This is a genomic window from Acidovorax sp. LjRoot38, assembly GCF_964252975.1.
GTDB lineage: Bacteria > Pseudomonadota > Gammaproteobacteria > Burkholderiales > Burkholderiaceae_C > Acidovorax > Acidovorax facilis.
The window spans coordinates 387,401-400,375 of sequence record NZ_CAXUPT020000005.1 but is presented as its reverse complement, the minus strand read 5'-3'; the positions used below and the strand labels follow the sequence as shown (position 1 = coordinate 400,375).

16 protein-coding genes are annotated in these 12,975 nt (G+C 67.7%); 11 read left to right on the top strand and 5 right to left on the bottom strand.

What is annotated here, in order from left to right; translation table 11 throughout:
- Positions 1 to 70 precede the first annotated feature (70 nt).
- A complete protein-coding gene (locus tag ACSQ22_RS11920) occupies positions 71 to 736 on the top strand; it encodes a DNA-3-methyladenine glycosylase I (protein ID WP_436130401.1) in 666 nt (221 codons plus the stop codon).
- A gap of 20 nt (positions 737 to 756) precedes the next feature.
- On the opposite strand, the gene ACSQ22_RS11915 is transcribed toward ACSQ22_RS11920, so the two are convergent.
- From ACSQ22_RS11915 to phnF, 5 genes are read right to left on the bottom strand one after another with little or no spacing between them, the layout of a single operon-like run.
- The gene (locus tag ACSQ22_RS11915) at positions 757 to 1,956 is read right to left on the bottom strand and encodes an MFS transporter (protein ID WP_436130400.1); all 1,200 of its coding nucleotides are present in this window, start codon (positions 1,954 to 1,956) and stop codon (positions 757 to 759) included.
- Positions 1,957 to 1,995: 39 nt separating this feature from the next.
- A complete protein-coding gene (arsC, locus tag ACSQ22_RS11910) occupies positions 1,996 to 2,418 on the bottom strand; it encodes an arsenate reductase (glutaredoxin) (RefSeq protein WP_056745693.1) in 423 nt (140 codons plus the stop codon).
- Positions 2,415 to 3,029 carry a phosphonate metabolism protein/1,5-bisphosphokinase (PRPP-forming) PhnN gene (gene phnN / locus ACSQ22_RS11905; RefSeq protein WP_436130399.1) on the bottom strand — a complete coding sequence of 205 codons (615 nt, stop codon included), beginning with the start codon at positions 3,027 to 3,029 and terminating at the stop codon, positions 2,415 to 2,417. Before phnN ends, arsC begins: the two co-directional genes overlap by 4 nt.
- The gene (locus tag ACSQ22_RS11900; RefSeq protein WP_436130398.1) at positions 3,026 to 3,754 is read right to left on the bottom strand and encodes a DUF1045 domain-containing protein; all 729 of its coding nucleotides are present in this window, start codon (positions 3,752 to 3,754) and stop codon (positions 3,026 to 3,028) included. Before ACSQ22_RS11900 ends, phnN begins: the two co-directional genes overlap by 4 nt.
- The gene (gene phnF / locus ACSQ22_RS11895; RefSeq protein ID WP_008903098.1) at positions 3,741 to 4,523 is read right to left on the bottom strand and encodes a phosphonate metabolism transcriptional regulator PhnF; all 783 of its coding nucleotides are present in this window, start codon (positions 4,521 to 4,523) and stop codon (positions 3,741 to 3,743) included. Before phnF ends, ACSQ22_RS11900 begins: the two co-directional genes overlap by 14 nt.
- A 75-nt stretch (positions 4,524 to 4,598) precedes the next feature.
- On the opposite strand from phnF, the gene phnG reads away from it, so the two are divergent.
- The 10 genes from phnG (at position 4,599) to phnD (ending at position 12,965) form a co-directional block, all read left to right on the top strand.
- Complete coding sequence (phnG, locus tag ACSQ22_RS11890; RefSeq protein WP_121422099.1) at positions 4,599 to 5,111, top strand: phosphonate C-P lyase system protein PhnG; 513 nt, start codon at positions 4,599 to 4,601, stop codon at positions 5,109 to 5,111.
- The gene (gene phnH, locus ACSQ22_RS11885; protein WP_436130397.1) at positions 5,108 to 5,749 is read left to right on the top strand and encodes a phosphonate C-P lyase system protein PhnH; all 642 of its coding nucleotides are present in this window, start codon (positions 5,108 to 5,110) and stop codon (positions 5,747 to 5,749) included. Before phnG ends, phnH begins: the two co-directional genes overlap by 4 nt.
- A gap of 2 nt (positions 5,750 to 5,751) precedes the next feature.
- Entirely contained in the window at positions 5,752 to 6,855 is a 1,104-nt protein-coding gene (locus tag ACSQ22_RS11880) for a carbon-phosphorus lyase complex subunit PhnI (protein ID WP_436130396.1), read from the top strand.
- The gene (locus tag ACSQ22_RS11875; RefSeq protein ID WP_436130395.1) at positions 6,852 to 7,769 is read left to right on the top strand and encodes an alpha-D-ribose 1-methylphosphonate 5-phosphate C-P-lyase PhnJ; all 918 of its coding nucleotides are present in this window, start codon (positions 6,852 to 6,854) and stop codon (positions 7,767 to 7,769) included. Before ACSQ22_RS11880 ends, ACSQ22_RS11875 begins: the two co-directional genes overlap by 4 nt.
- Positions 7,766 to 8,227, top strand: a complete 462-nt coding sequence (locus tag ACSQ22_RS11870; protein ID WP_436130394.1) for an N-acetyltransferase family protein — start codon at positions 7,766 to 7,768, stop codon at positions 8,225 to 8,227. Before ACSQ22_RS11875 ends, ACSQ22_RS11870 begins: the two co-directional genes overlap by 4 nt.
- Positions 8,224 to 9,012, top strand: coding sequence for a phosphonate C-P lyase system protein PhnK (gene phnK / locus ACSQ22_RS11865; protein WP_055399975.1), 789 nt, complete (start codon positions 8,224 to 8,226; stop codon positions 9,010 to 9,012). The genes ACSQ22_RS11870 and phnK overlap by 4 nt, the downstream gene beginning before the upstream one ends.
- Positions 9,009 to 9,743, top strand: coding sequence for a phosphonate C-P lyase system protein PhnL (gene phnL, locus ACSQ22_RS11860; protein ID WP_436130393.1), 735 nt, complete (start codon positions 9,009 to 9,011; stop codon positions 9,741 to 9,743). Before phnK ends, phnL begins: the two co-directional genes overlap by 4 nt.
- Positions 9,740 to 10,894 carry an alpha-D-ribose 1-methylphosphonate 5-triphosphate diphosphatase gene (locus tag ACSQ22_RS11855; RefSeq protein ID WP_436130392.1) on the top strand — a complete coding sequence of 385 codons (1,155 nt, stop codon included), beginning with the start codon at positions 9,740 to 9,742 and terminating at the stop codon, positions 10,892 to 10,894. Before phnL ends, ACSQ22_RS11855 begins: the two co-directional genes overlap by 4 nt.
- A 217-nt stretch (positions 10,895 to 11,111) precedes the next feature.
- Positions 11,112 to 11,972 carry a phosphonate ABC transporter ATP-binding protein gene (gene phnC, locus ACSQ22_RS11850; protein ID WP_436130391.1) on the top strand — a complete coding sequence of 287 codons (861 nt, stop codon included), beginning with the start codon at positions 11,112 to 11,114 and terminating at the stop codon, positions 11,970 to 11,972.
- Between the two features lie 45 nt (positions 11,973 to 12,017).
- A complete protein-coding gene (gene phnD / locus ACSQ22_RS11845; protein ID WP_056059741.1) occupies positions 12,018 to 12,965 on the top strand; it encodes a phosphonate ABC transporter substrate-binding protein in 948 nt (315 codons plus the stop codon).
- Positions 12,966 to 12,975 lie beyond the last annotated feature (10 nt).

The window sequence follows — 12,975 nt, the reverse complement described above, 5'->3', positions numbered from 1 at the left end:
GGCAGTTTATGGCCAGATCGCGCGGGGCGTTTGAAGGGGTGTCAGCAGTGTGGCCGGTGCAGTTTCTAGAATGCAGCGCATGACCGCTGAATCCGCCCCTGACCTGCCTGCCGGCCTGTTTGCCGACGAGGCCGATTGCCCACGCTGCATCTGGTGCCAGGCCACGCCTTTCTATCGCGATTACCACGACCACGAGTGGGGTTTCCCTGTGGCGGACGACCGGCGGCTGTTCGAGAAGATCTGCCTGGAGGGTTTTCAGTCAGGCCTGAGCTGGCTCACCATCCTGAACAAGCGCGAGGGTTTTCGCGCCGCGTTCGCGAACTTCGATGCCGAGCAGGTTGCGGCCTTCGGCCCCGCCGAGATCGAGCGCCTGGTGCAGGACGCGGCCATCGTGCGCCACCGGGGCAAGATCGAGTCCACCATCAACAACGCGCGCCGCGCGCTGGAGCTCAAGCGCGAGTTCGGCTCGCTGGCGCACTACGCCTGGCGCTACGAGCCTGCCGCTGCCGACCGGCCCGAGCGGCTCACGCGCGAAGTGGCGCGCACCCTGTCCACTTCGCCCGCATCCATTGCCATGTCCAAGGACCTGAAAAAGCGCGGCTGGAGCTTTGTGGGACCCACCACGGTGTACGCCTTCATGCAGGCGATGGGTCTGGTCAACGACCACTTGGAAGGCTGCCACTCGCGCCCCGCAGCGCTCGCGGCGCGGAAGGCGTTTGAGGTGCCGCGCGGCTGACCGATGGATTGATAGCTCGTTCAGGCCCGCGCCACGGGCCGCAGCAGCCACAGCGCTCCTAACGCGGCCAGGCCCAGCAGTGTGGTGAGCCACAGGGCCGCTGCCCCGGCGCGGTCCAGCAGCATGCCAAACAGCACCGGCGCAAATGCCTGCGCCACCCGGGCGGGCACCATCATCAGGCCCTGGCGGGCGCCGTAGCCTGCTGGCCCAAACAGCACCAGTGGCAGCGTGCCCTTGGCAATGGTCAGTATCCCGTTGCCTGCCCCGTGCAGCACGGTGAACACCGCTGCCGCAGGCCCGCCCAGCACCATCAGCAGGCCCGCGCCCACGGGGTGTGCGGCGGCAGCCAGCTGGGCCGACAGAAGCGGGTGCAGGCGGCGCAGAAAACCAAACTCCAGCAGGCGTGCCGCCACCTGTGCAGGGCCCACCAGCGCCGCCAGGGCCACTGCCGCCTGCAGCGACGTACCGCTGGCCTGCAGCAGGCGCGGCAGGTGGGCCGCCATGGCGGTGCTGGTGAACCAGGTGACCGCAAACACAAAGGACAGCAGCACGGTGGTGCGCAGCGGGTGTGCTGGGGTGGGCGGTGCGGATACGGCCGGTTCCGTGGTGGGCGCTGCGATGGCGTCCGTGGATGGTTCGGTGGCCTTTTCGACGGCGTCGGCGCGCGGCAGCCAGCCATTGAGCGGCACGCCCACCAGCAAGTGCAATGCGGCCCAGCTCGCGCACGCTCCGCGCCAACCCCACTGCGTCTCCATCCAGGCCGACAGCGGCCAGCCCACGGTGCTGGCAAACCCCGCGATCAGCGTGATGCCGGTGATGGCGCTGCGCGCGCCTTGGCCGTACAGCCGCACCAGCGTGGCAAACGCCGCCTCGTACAGGCCCGACCCCATCGCCACGCCCATCAGCACCCAGGCGGCAAACAGGCCCACGGGGCCTTGCGCCAGGGCCATGCCCGCCAGCGCAGCTGCAAACAACAGGTTGGTGCCCACCAGCACCGGGCGGCCGCCATGGCGGTCGATGGTTCGGCCCGCGAAAGGCCCGAGCAGCGCCGACACGATGAGCGCCACGGAAAACGCGGCGAACACCGTGGGAGTGGCCACGCCCAGGTCGCGCGCCATGGGCGCGGCCAGCATGGCAGGCAGGTAGTAGGACGAGGCCCAGGCCAGCGTCTGGGCCGTGCCCAGGCGCGCCACGGTCCAGCGGTGTGACGCGGCGCTCATGCCGCGCGGTGGGCCATGGCGGGGGCGCGCGAGGTTGCCTCAGACACGCTGGCCCTGCGCATTGATGACGACTTCGCCATCCTCCTTGGTGAAGGCACCTTGCTGCGGCGCGGGCAGGATGTCCAGCACCTTCTCGGACGGGCGGCACAACCGCGTGCCCAGGGGCGTGACCACGATGGGGCGGTTGATGAGGATGGGGTGCTGCAGCATCGCGTCGATGAGCTGTGCGTCGGTCACGCTCGGTGCGTCCAGTTGCAGCTCGGTGAAGATCGCTTCCTTGGTGCGCACGGCGTTGATCACCGGCTCGCCCGTGGCAGCAATCAGCGCCACCAGCGTGGCACGGTCGGGCGGGGTCTTGAGGTATTCGATGACCTCGGGCTCCACGCCGCTGTTGCGGATCATGGCGAGGGTGTTGCGGGACGTGCCGCACTTGGGGTTGTGATAGATCGTGATGGTGGTCATGGCGTGCTGGAAGGTATGGAAACAATGGGCGAAAGTTTGCCACTGCGCTGGGGCCAGCCCGGTAAATTTTCCAACGCGTTCAGCAGCCGCTGGCCCGCATCGCCCAGCGCTCCGTCGTTGTGCACCTCCAGGCTGGCCGCGCCCGGCGGCGGGCTGTAGGCCAGCGCACGCTGGACCCGGGCCTCCACCTCTTCGCGCGTCTCGCGGCCCCGCGCCAGCAGACGTTCGCGCAGCACCTGCGGGCTGGCAGTGATGTGCACAGCCACCAGGTCCGGGAACCGCGCCAGGGCCTCGGGCAAGTAGGCGCGCGAGCCATTGAGCAGCACCCAGTGGCCCTGCGCCAGCGGCGCCAGTTGCGCATGCCGCACGCCGTAGCCGAGGCCGTTGGCTTCCCAGTGCAGAGCTAAGGCCAGTTCGTGGCGCAAAGCAACAAACATTTCGGGCGACACACTTTCATGGGCTTCGCCGCCCGGCATGGCGGAGCGGCTGATGGTGCGCTGCGCCCAGTGCACGGGGCACGGGGTGGGCAGGTGTGCCCGCAACCAGTCCAGCAAGCTGTCCTTGCCCGCACCCGAGGGGCCCATGCAGTAGATCAGGCGGCCTGGTGTCATGCGCCCATCTCCAGGTGGTCCAGCAGCACAAAGTCGGCGCCGGGCGTGGGCTCTGCGAACAGGGCCAGGCTGTTGAATTTGAGGGTTGGCAGGTCCGAGAAGAACTCTTGCGCGGCATCCAGCACCAGGGCTTGTGTCTGTGCGTCCACCTGCGCCAGGCTGCCGGTGAGCGACATGTGAAAGCGGAACTCGTCCAGCACAAAGGGGTAGCCCCATTGCTGCAGCAGCGCGTCCTGCCGGGCAGTGAGCCCCGCCGAGCGGCGCCGGGCGAGGTCGGCGTCGGACAAGGGTGCGGCCAGGGGCTGCAGCGCCGTCACGCAGGTGGCGGCGGTCTCCTGGATCTGCGCATTGGCGGGGTGCAACGCCGGGGGCACCAGCGCCAGAAAGTCGTCGATGCGTTGCACCTGCAGGGGCGGCAGCACAAAGGGTTGCAGCCCGCGCGCCACGGACTGCACGGCCTGGTGCAGCGTGATCCAGTCGGTGCCGGGCGCCATTGCAAACGGCGCCTTGAGCGTGGCGTGCCAGCCGTAGCGGCGGGGCGCTGCGGTCAGGCGGTGCAGGTCGTCCGCCGCCACGCCGTCGATGGCGAGCTGCTGCAGCGGCTGCAGCAGCGCAGCGCAGCGCCCCAGCCAGTGGCTGCCGGCCAGCCAGCCCAGGCTGCCCGGGTTGGGTGCGAAATAGACCGCATAGCGGTGGTGGGTGGGTGGCATGTCAGGCGTGTTCATCGTGGTCAATGGTCAGTTTCACGCGGTCGCCCGCAAACCAGGCGCGGGCCCATTCGATGGGCGTGCCCGCCAGGTCCACGTTCAGGCTCTCTACCTGCAGCACGGGGCGTGAGGTGGGCTGGCGCAACTGGGCGGCTACTTCGGCGCTGGGCAGCTCGGCGGTGATGCGGCTTTCGCGGCGCGTGTAGTCGGCCACGCCGTGGGCGGTGAAGCCGGCGGTGATGGAGCCCGTTTCGCGCACCACGGCCGCCAGGTTTTCAAATCGGGGCAGGGGAAAGTAGCGCTCGCTGATGTGCAGGGGCTGGCCTTCGGCGTCGCCCCGCACGCGCAGCGCCAGCAGCGGGCTGCGCGCTGGCACCTGCAGCGCCTTGGCCAGCGCCGCCGTGGCGCGCGTGGTCTGGGCCTGCAGCACCACCAGGCTGCCGCGCAGACCGGCCTGTGCCAGGCCCTGCTGGTGGCGCGTGCGCTTCCCTAGCACCAGGTCCACCGCAAAGTCTTCCACATAGGTGCCGCTGCCCTGCGTGATGCGCACCAGCCCCTGGCTGCACAGGCTGGCGAGCGAACGGCGGATGGTGTGGCGGTTCACGCCGAACTGCTCGGCCAGCGCGTGTTCCGAGGGCAGTCGCTGGCCGGGCGGATAGACGCCGCTGCCGATGGCCTCGGCCAACTCGGCGGCAATGCGCGTCCAGAAGCTGTCGCGCGCAGGGCGCAATGGTGGTGCTTGCGGGACCTGCAACGGGGTCGTGAGAGAGGTGGTGCTGGCTGTCATGAAACCTACATGCGCGCTCTTTAAGCTGGCGCCAGTTGTTCAATTTGTCTATACAACTTTCAGGGTACCACTTCCATGTTTCAAGCCTTTGACAACCCGGGGCCGGGCCGCCCCCTGGGCCGCGCGCAGTGGATGGCGCTGCTGGCCCGGGCGCCGCTGGGGCTGCTCGAATCTGCGTTGCACGAGCACGCCACGCGCCCCGCGCGCTGGCTGCGTGCACCAGAGACCGGCCTGATGATGGTGCAGGGCCGCGCCGGTGGCACGGGCGAGCGCTTCAACCTGGGCGAGGTCACCGTCACCCGCTGCGCGCTGCGCGTCGCCGACGCATCGGACGCCGCCGAGGCCACTGTGGGCGTGGCCTACGTGCTGGGCCGGTCGCACCGCCAGGTGCAGCTGGCGGCCTTGGCCGATGCGCTGCTGCAAGACCCTGTTCAGCAACCGGTGCTGGACGCACAACTGCTCGAACCCATCCGCAACCACCTGCGCAATACGCAGGCCGAGCGCCAGGCGCGGGCTGCCAGCACCAAGGTGGACTTCTTTACCGTGGCGCGCGAGAGCGGTGCCGACAACGACGAGGACACCGAATGAGCACGACCCCTTTGGCATCACTGGGTGCCGGATTTTCGAATGAAGCCTTTGGCAGCCAGGCCGTGTTCCGCGCCGTGCTGCAGGCGCTGTCGCTCCCAGGCCGCACTGTGGCGGTAGAGCACGACGCGCAGACCCCGGCTGTGGGGCATGCCGCATCGGCTGCCGTGCTGCTGGCGCTGCTCGACAGCGACTGCACCTTGTGGCTCTCGCCCCGCCTGGCGGCCAGCGATGCGGGGGCGTGGCTGCGCTTTCACACGGGCTGCACCTTGGTGGCCGACGCTGCGCTGGCCCGATTTGTGTGGGTGGCGCAGGGCGACGCCCTGCCTGCGCTGCACTGCCTGGCCCAGGGCAGTGACATCTACCCCGACCAGTCGGCGACCTGCGTGGTGGACGTGGCACGTACCGCTGCAACCACGGTAGACGCCCCTGGGGCATGGCAGTTGCGCGGACCAGGCATTCAGGGCGTGGCCGCTTTGCAGGTGGACGACTTGCCCGACGACTTCGAGACCCAGTGGGCGGCCAACCACGCAGTGTTTCCGTGCGGTGTGGATGTGTTGTTGGGCACGGCGGGCCACATCGTGGGATTGCCGCGCACAACGCGGGCGACGCGCGGTGCCGCCGCCCTTCAGGAGGTCTGAGCATGTACGTTGCCGTCAAGGGCGGAGAAGCCGCCATTCTCAACAGTTACCAGTTGCTGGCCCGCCAGCGCCGGGGCGATACCGCACAGCCTGAACTGTCGGTGGCGCAGATCCGCCAGCAGCTCAAGCTGGCGGTGGACCGCGTCATGACCGAGGGTTCGGTGTACGACCCCGAACTCGCAGCCCTGGCCATCAAGCAGGCGGCGGGCGACCTGGTGGAAGCCATCTTTTTGCTGCGCGCCTACCGCGCCACGCTGCCACGCCTGGGCACCACCTGCCCGCTGGACACCAGCCGCATGGCGCTGGACCGGCGCATTTCCGCCACGTTCAAGGACCTGCCGGGTGGCCAGGTGCTGGGCCCCACGTACGACTACACACAGCGCCTGCTGGACTTCAAACTGCTGGCCGAGGGCCCGGTGGCGCCGCCTGCCGCTGCGGCAGCTGCGGTGCCACCCGGCCCCACGCCGCGCGTAGTGGACCTGCTCAACCAGGAAGGCTTGATCGAAACCCGCCCCGTGCCCCCGGGCGACCCCGCGCCCACAGACCTGACCCGTGAGCCACTGCGCTTCCCTGCCAACCGCGCCACCCGCTTACAGAACCTGGCGCGCGGTGATGAGGGCTTCCTGCTTGCCATGGCGTATTCCACGCAGCGCGGTTACTCGCACTCGCACCCGTTTGTGGGTGAGGTGCGCCTGGGCACGGTGGCAGTGGAGATCGAACCCGAAGAGCTGGGCTTTGCCATCGACATCGGTGATATCGAGATCACCGAATGCGAAATGGTGAACCAGTTTGCGGGCAGCAAGAGCCAGCCCCCGCAGTTCACGCGCGGCTACGGCCTGGCGTTTGGCCACAGCGAGCGCAAGGCCATGGCGATGAGCCTGGTGGACCGAGCCCTGCGTGCCGATGAGCTGGGTGAACCGGTGGAGTCGCCCGCGCAGATGCAGGAGTTTGTGCTGGGCCACAGCGACAGCCTCGAAGCCTCGGGCTTTGTGCAGCACCTGAAGCTGCCGCACTACGTGGACTTTCAGTCCGAACTGGAGCTGGTGCGCAAGATGCGCGCCGCTGCCGCCCACCCCACCACCCCCGCTGAGGAGGATGCCGCATGAACGCGCCCATGGAACCCGCCGTGATGGGCTTGCCCGCCGACGCCGCACCGGTGGACGGCCACTTCAACTTTGCCTACCTGGACGAGCGCACCAAGCGCATGATCCGCCGCGCCATCCTCAAGGCCGTGGCCATCCCCGGCTACCAGGTGCCGTTTGGCTCCCGCGAAATGCCGCTGCCCTATGGCTGGGGCACGGGCGGCATCCAGGTCACCGCGTCCATCATCGGCCCGCAGGACTGCCTCAAGGTCATCGACCAGGGATCGGACGACACGGTCAACGCGGTCAACATCCGCCGCTTCTTCGAGCGCACCACGGCCGTGGCGACCACCACCCGCACGCGCGAGGCCACGCTGATCCAGACGCGCCACCGCATCCCCGAGACACCGCTGGCCGAAGGCCAGGTCATCGTCTACCAGGTGCCAGTGCCCGAGCCCATGCAGCGCCTGGAGCCGCGGGAGACCGAAACGCGCACTCTGCATGGCCTGGCCGAGTACGGGCTCATGCACGTCAAGCTCTACGAAGACATCGCGCGCTACGGCCACATTGCCACCACCTACGACTACCCCGTGCTGGTCAACGGCCGCTATGTGATGGCGCCGTCGCCCATCCCCAAGTTCGACAACCCCAAGATGCACATGAACCCCGCGCTGCAGCTGTTTGGCGCGGGCCGCGAAAAGCGCATCTACGCCGTGCCGCCCTATACACCGGTGGAGAGCCTGGGTTTTGAGGACCACCCGTTCGAGGTGCAGCGCTGGGATGCTGCCTGCGCGCTGTGCGGCGCCACCGACAGCTTTCTCGACGAGGTCATCACCGACGACCAGGGCGGGCGCATGCATGTCTGTTCCGATTCGGACTACTGCCACGAGCGCCAGGCGCAGCAGGCCGATGCGGCGGAAGCACAGGGAACCGCATGAGCACCGTGCACATCCGCGAGGCTACGCCGGCCGACCTGGAGAGCGTGCTGGCCCTGTACGCCGCCATTGAAGACAGCCCGACCGATGTGCTGTCGCTGGAAGACGCCCAGGCCGTGTGGGCCCAGTTTGCGCGCTACCCCAGCTACCGCCTGTGGGTCGCTTGCGACCCCGCGCAGCACGGTGCCGTGGTGGGCACCTATGCGCTGCTCGTCATGCACAACCTGGCGCACCGGGGCGCGCCCTCGGCCATTGTCGAAGACGTGGTGGTGGCGCCAGACCAGCAAGGGCGCGGCGTGGGCCGCCAGATGATGGCCCATGCGATGCAGCAGGCCCGCGAGGCGGGCTGCTACAAGCTCGCGCTCTCGTCCAACGCCCGCCGTGCGGGCGCACATGCCTTTTATGAATCCCTGGGCTTTGCGCAGCATGGCCTGAGCTTTGTTGTCGAGACCCTCACATGAACCACCCCGAACCTTCTGCGCCGCTGCTGAGCGTGCGCAACGTCAGCAAGCGCTATGGCGACCGCGTGGCGCTGCAAGGCGCGTCCTTTGACCTGTGGCCCGGCGAGGTGCTGGCCGTGGTGGGTGAGTCAGGCTCCGGCAAGTCCACGCTGCTCAACGCCATTGCAGCACGCAGCGCCCCGGACGAAGGCACGGTGCAGTTCCGCCAGCGCAGCGGCGAGCTGCAGGACATCTACGCCATGACAGAAGCGCAGCAGCGCCTGCTGGCGCGCACCGACTGGGGCTTTGTGCACCAGAACGCGGCGGACGGCCTGCGCATGGATGTATCTGCCGGCGCCAACGTGGGCGAGCGCCTCATGGGTCTGGGCGAGCGTCATTACGGCCGCCTGCGCGCCACGGCCACGGAATGGCTGCAGCGCGTGGAGATCGATGCGGCGCGCATCGACGACGCACCACGCACGTTTTCGGGCGGCATGCGCCAGCGCCTGCAGATTGCCCGCAACCTGGTCACGCAGCCCCGCCTGGTGTTCATGGACGAACCCACCTCGGGCCTGGATGTGTCGGTGCAGGCGCGCCTGCTGGACCTGCTGCGCCAGCTCACGCGGCAGATGCAGTTGGCGGCCATTGTGGTCACGCACGACCTGGCCGTGGCACGCCTGCTGGCCCACCGCATGGTGGTCATGCAACGCGGCCGCGTGGTGGAGGCGGGCCTGACCGACCAGGTGCTCGACGACCCGCAACACCCCTACACCCAGCTCCTCGTTTCTTCGGTACTGCAGCCATGAACCAGCCCCCTTCCATTGCGCCCATTCTCCAGATGCAAGGGGTGGCCAAGCGCTTCACCCTGCACCACCAGAACGGCATCGAACTGCCCGTGCTCGCCCACCTGGACCTGGCCGTGCAGCCCGGTGAATGTGTGGTGCTGGACGGACCCTCGGGCATGGGCAAGAGCACGCTGCTCAAGATGATCTACGCCAATTACCGGGTCAATGCAGGGAGCATCACCGTGCGCTCGGCCGATGGCGCCGTGGTGGATGTGACACAGGCCACGCCGCGTGCGCTGGTGCAGCTGCGGCGCGACACCGTGGGCTATGTGAGCCAGTTCCTGCGGGTCATTCCGCGCGTGTCGGCGCTGGACGTGGTGGCCGAACCACTGGCGGAAGACGCCGGAGACGACCCTGCGGGCATCGAGGCCGCGCGCGAGGCCGCCCGCCAGTGGCTGACCCGCCTGCGCATTCCCGAGCGGCTGTGGCACCTGCCGCCCGCCACCTTCTCGGGCGGGGAGCAGCAGCGCATCAACATTGCCCGCAACATGATCAAGCCCAAGCCGTTGCTGTTGCTGGACGAGCCCACCGCATCGCTCGATGCAGCCAACACCGAGACCGTGATCGCCATGATCCACGAGGCGGTGGCGCGCGGGGCGGCCCTGGTGGGCATTTTTCACGACGCGCAGGTGGGCGCCGCCGTGGCCACGCGCCGCGTGAATGTGGGCGACTTTCGGGGAGCATCGTCATGACCGCGACCGTGTTCAAGAACGCCCGCATGGTGCTGCCGGGCGAAGTGTTGTTGGGCAGCCTGCAGGTGGATGGCGGGCGCATTGCGTCGCTGGATAGTGGGGGCACTGCGGCCCTGCAAGGCATCGACCTGGGGGGCGACTACCTGCTGCCGGGCTTGGTCGAAATCCACACCGACAACTTCGAGCGCCACCTGATGCCGCGACCCAAGGTGCAATGGGCCGAGATGCCCGCACTGCTGGCGCACGACGCCGAGATTGCGGCCGCAGGCATCACCACGGTGCTGGACGCGCTGGGCGTGGGCGAGGCCGATGTGGACAGCCTGCGCGGCAGCGCCTGGAACCGTGTGCTCGACACCATCGACACCTGCACCGAGCGCAACCTGCTGCGGGCCGACCACCACCTGCATGTGCGCTGCGAGCTGCCTGCGCCCAACACCATCGACCTGTTCGAGCCCTTCCACGGGCACCCGCGCCTGTCACTGATCTCGCTGATGGACCACACCCCGGGCCAGCGCCAGTGGGAGAACATCGAGCAGGCGCGCACCTACTACACCGGCAAGAAGGGCTGGAGCGCCGAGAAATTCGAGCGCCAGGTGGCGCACGCTGCCACGCTGCAGGCGCAGTACGCCGAGCCACACCGTGCGTACTTTGTGGATTACAGCCGCACGCACGGCATCTCGCTGGCCAGCCACGACGACACCACGGTGGCCCATGTGGAGCAGGCCCATGCCGAAGGGGCCGCGATGTCGGAGTTTCCGACCACACTGGCCGCAGCCCAGGCTGCGCACGAACGTGGCTTGCTCACCGTGATGGGCGGGCCCAACGTGGTGCGCGGTGGTTCGCATTCGGGCAACGTGGCGGCGGCCGACCTGGCGCGCAGGGGGCTGCTGGACATCCTCTCGTCCGACTATGTGCCCGGCAGCCTGCTGAGCGCGGTGATGCGGCTGGTGCAGGACGACATCCTGCCCCTGCCACAGGCCGTGGCCACCGTCACCCACAACCCGGCCAAGGCGGCGGGCATGCTGGACCGGGGCGCGCTGGCGCCCGGCCTGCGCGCCGACCTGGTGCAGGTGCACATGGCTGAGCTGCCTGATGGCGGTCGCCAGGCCGTGGTGCGTGGGGTGTGGCGCGAAGGGCAGCGCGTCCTGTAGAGCGCGTGCAGGTCGTTTCCTGACATCCAAACTTCTCCCAACTGTCAAAGCACTGTCACGCCCGACCACCACACTCCGGTTGTCTAGACGACTTATTCCGTTTCCAAATCATCCGTGTCGTTGTTGCTTCGCCTTGCCGTGCTACAGCACTGTCTGCGGCTTCGCGCCTAGACACGAATGATTTGAAAACGGAATTAACCCCCCCAAGGAGGCTGCCATGACCGCCGCACTGCACATCCACCAACTGAACAAGCATTTCGCCAACGGCAAACACGCCCTGCGCGACATCAACCTCACCGTGCAGCGCGGCGAGATGGTGGCGTTGATTGGTGCATCGGGCTCGGGCAAGTCCACCCTGCTGCGCCACGTGGCGGGTCTGGTGGTGGCCGATGCGTCCAGCGATTCGCTGATCGAGGTGGACGGCCGCTGCGTGCAGCAGGGCGGGCGCATCCACAGCGACATCCGCAAGGTGCGTTCGCAGGTGGGTTTTGTATTCCAACAGTTCAACCTGGTGGACCGCTTGCCGGTGTTGATGAACGTGCTGGTGGGCCTGCTGCACCGCACGCCCTGGTGGCGCGGCTGGCTGCGCATGTTCAAGCCGCAGGAGCGCGCACTGGCGCTGGAAGCGCTCCACCGCGTGGGCATTGCCGAATGCCATGCACAACGTGCTTCCACCCTGTCCGGCGGGCAGCAGCAGCGCGCGGCCATTGCCCGCACGCTGGTGCAGGGCGCCAAGGTGGTGCTGGCCGACGAACCCATCGCGTCGCTCGACCCGGAGTCCTCGCGCAAGGTCATGGACATCCTGGCGCGCATCAACCGCGAGGACCGCTGCACTGTCATCGTGTCGCTGCACCAGGTGGATGTGGCCATCAAATACTGCCCCCGCGTGGTGGCCTTGCACCACGGCCAGGTGGTGTACGACGGCCCTTCGGCGGCCCTCACGCCCGCACTGCTGCGCAGCCTGTATGGCGTGCACGCCGACGAAATTCTGTCGGATGCAGCGGGTGCCCCCACAGCACCCGTGCATGCCCCAACACCCGTCCCGCAGTGGGCGCCCGCCATGGTCCAGGCCGCCTGAACGGTCTTTTGTTTCTTTTCAATTCCTTTCTCTGGAGTTTTCAACATGTTCAAGAAACTGTGTGCCGCCCTGACGATCGGGCTGGGCTTGACCACGGGCGCGTTGGCCCAGGACATCAACTTCGGCATGATCTCGACCGAGGCCTCGCAAAACCTCAAGGCCGACTGGCAGCCGCTGCTGGACGACATGGCCAAGCAGACCGGTCTGAAGATCAATGCCTTCTTTGCATCCGACTACGCGGGCCTCATCGAAGCCATGCGCTTCAACAAGATGCAGGTGGCCTGGCTGGGCAACAAGTCGGCCATGGAAGCCGTGGACCGCGCCAACGGCGAAGTCTTTGCGCAGATGGTGAACGCCGACGGCACGCAGGGCTACTACTCGCACCTCATCGTGCACAAGGACAGCCCCCTGGCCACCCTGGATGACGTGCTCAAGAACGGCAAGTCGCTGAGCTTTGGCAACGGCGACCCCAACTCCACCTCGGGTTTCCTGGTGCCCGGCTACTACGCCTTTGCACAGAACAAGATCGACGCGAAGACGCACTTCAAGATCACGCGCAGTGCCAACCACGAGACCAACGCGCTGGCCGTGGCCAACAAGCAGGTGGATGTGGCCACCAACAACAGCGAGAACCTGGAGAAGATCAAGGAGCGCCAGCCCGAGAAGTTCAAGGACATCAAGATCGTCTGGACCTCGCCCCTGATTCCGCTGGACCCGCTGGTGATGCGCAAGGACTTGCCCGAGGCCACCAAGACCAAGATCCGCGACTTCTTCTACAACTACGCCAAGACCGACGCGCGCGAGAAGGAGATCGTGATGAAGATCTCCAAGCTCTCGGGCTTCAAGCCATCGACGAACGCACAGCTCACCCCCATCCGCCAGCTGGACCTGTTCGGCAAGCGCAACAAGATCGAGGCCGACGCGACGCTGGCTGATTCTGACAAGAAGACCCGCCTGGCCGAGATCGACCAGCAGCTGGCGTCGTTGAAGTAATCCGTAGGTT

Excerpts from the sequence above, each read along its gene's own strand:
- ACSQ22_RS11870 (WP_436130394.1), top strand. The coding sequence starts at position 7,766 with ATGAGCACCGTGCACATCCGCGAGGCTACGCCGGCCGACCTGGAGAGC.
- ACSQ22_RS11875 (WP_436130395.1), top strand. The coding sequence starts at position 6,852 with ATGAACGCGCCCATGGAACCCGCCGTGATGGGCTTGCCCGCCGACGCC.
- phnK (WP_055399975.1), top strand. The coding sequence starts at position 8,224 with ATGAACCACCCCGAACCTTCTGCGCCGCTGCTGAGCGTGCGCAACGTC.
- phnH (WP_436130397.1), top strand. The coding sequence starts at position 5,108 with ATGAGCACGACCCCTTTGGCATCACTGGGTGCCGGATTTTCGAATGAA.
- ACSQ22_RS11920 (WP_436130401.1), top strand. The coding sequence starts at position 71 with ATGCAGCGCATGACCGCTGAATCCGCCCCTGACCTGCCTGCCGGCCTG.
- phnC (WP_436130391.1), top strand. The coding sequence starts at position 11,112 with ATGACCGCCGCACTGCACATCCACCAACTGAACAAGCATTTCGCCAAC.
- phnD (WP_056059741.1), top strand. The coding sequence starts at position 12,018 with ATGTTCAAGAAACTGTGTGCCGCCCTGACGATCGGGCTGGGCTTGACC.
- ACSQ22_RS11915 (WP_436130400.1), bottom strand. The coding sequence starts at position 1,956 with ATGAGCGCCGCGTCACACCGCTGGACCGTGGCGCGCCTGGGCACGGCC.
- ACSQ22_RS11880 (WP_436130396.1), top strand. The coding sequence starts at position 5,752 with ATGTACGTTGCCGTCAAGGGCGGAGAAGCCGCCATTCTCAACAGTTAC.
- phnL (WP_436130393.1), top strand. The coding sequence starts at position 9,009 with ATGAACCAGCCCCCTTCCATTGCGCCCATTCTCCAGATGCAAGGGGTG.
- phnN (WP_436130399.1), bottom strand. The coding sequence starts at position 3,029 with ATGACACCAGGCCGCCTGATCTACTGCATGGGCCCCTCGGGTGCGGGC.
- phnF (WP_008903098.1), bottom strand. The coding sequence starts at position 4,523 with ATGACAGCCAGCACCACCTCTCTCACGACCCCGTTGCAGGTCCCGCAA.
- arsC (WP_056745693.1), bottom strand. The coding sequence starts at position 2,418 with ATGACCACCATCACGATCTATCACAACCCCAAGTGCGGCACGTCCCGC.
- ACSQ22_RS11900 (WP_436130398.1), bottom strand. The coding sequence starts at position 3,754 with ATGAACACGCCTGACATGCCACCCACCCACCACCGCTATGCGGTCTAT.
- phnG (WP_121422099.1), top strand. The coding sequence starts at position 4,599 with ATGTTTCAAGCCTTTGACAACCCGGGGCCGGGCCGCCCCCTGGGCCGC.
- ACSQ22_RS11855 (WP_436130392.1), top strand. The coding sequence starts at position 9,740 with ATGACCGCGACCGTGTTCAAGAACGCCCGCATGGTGCTGCCGGGCGAA.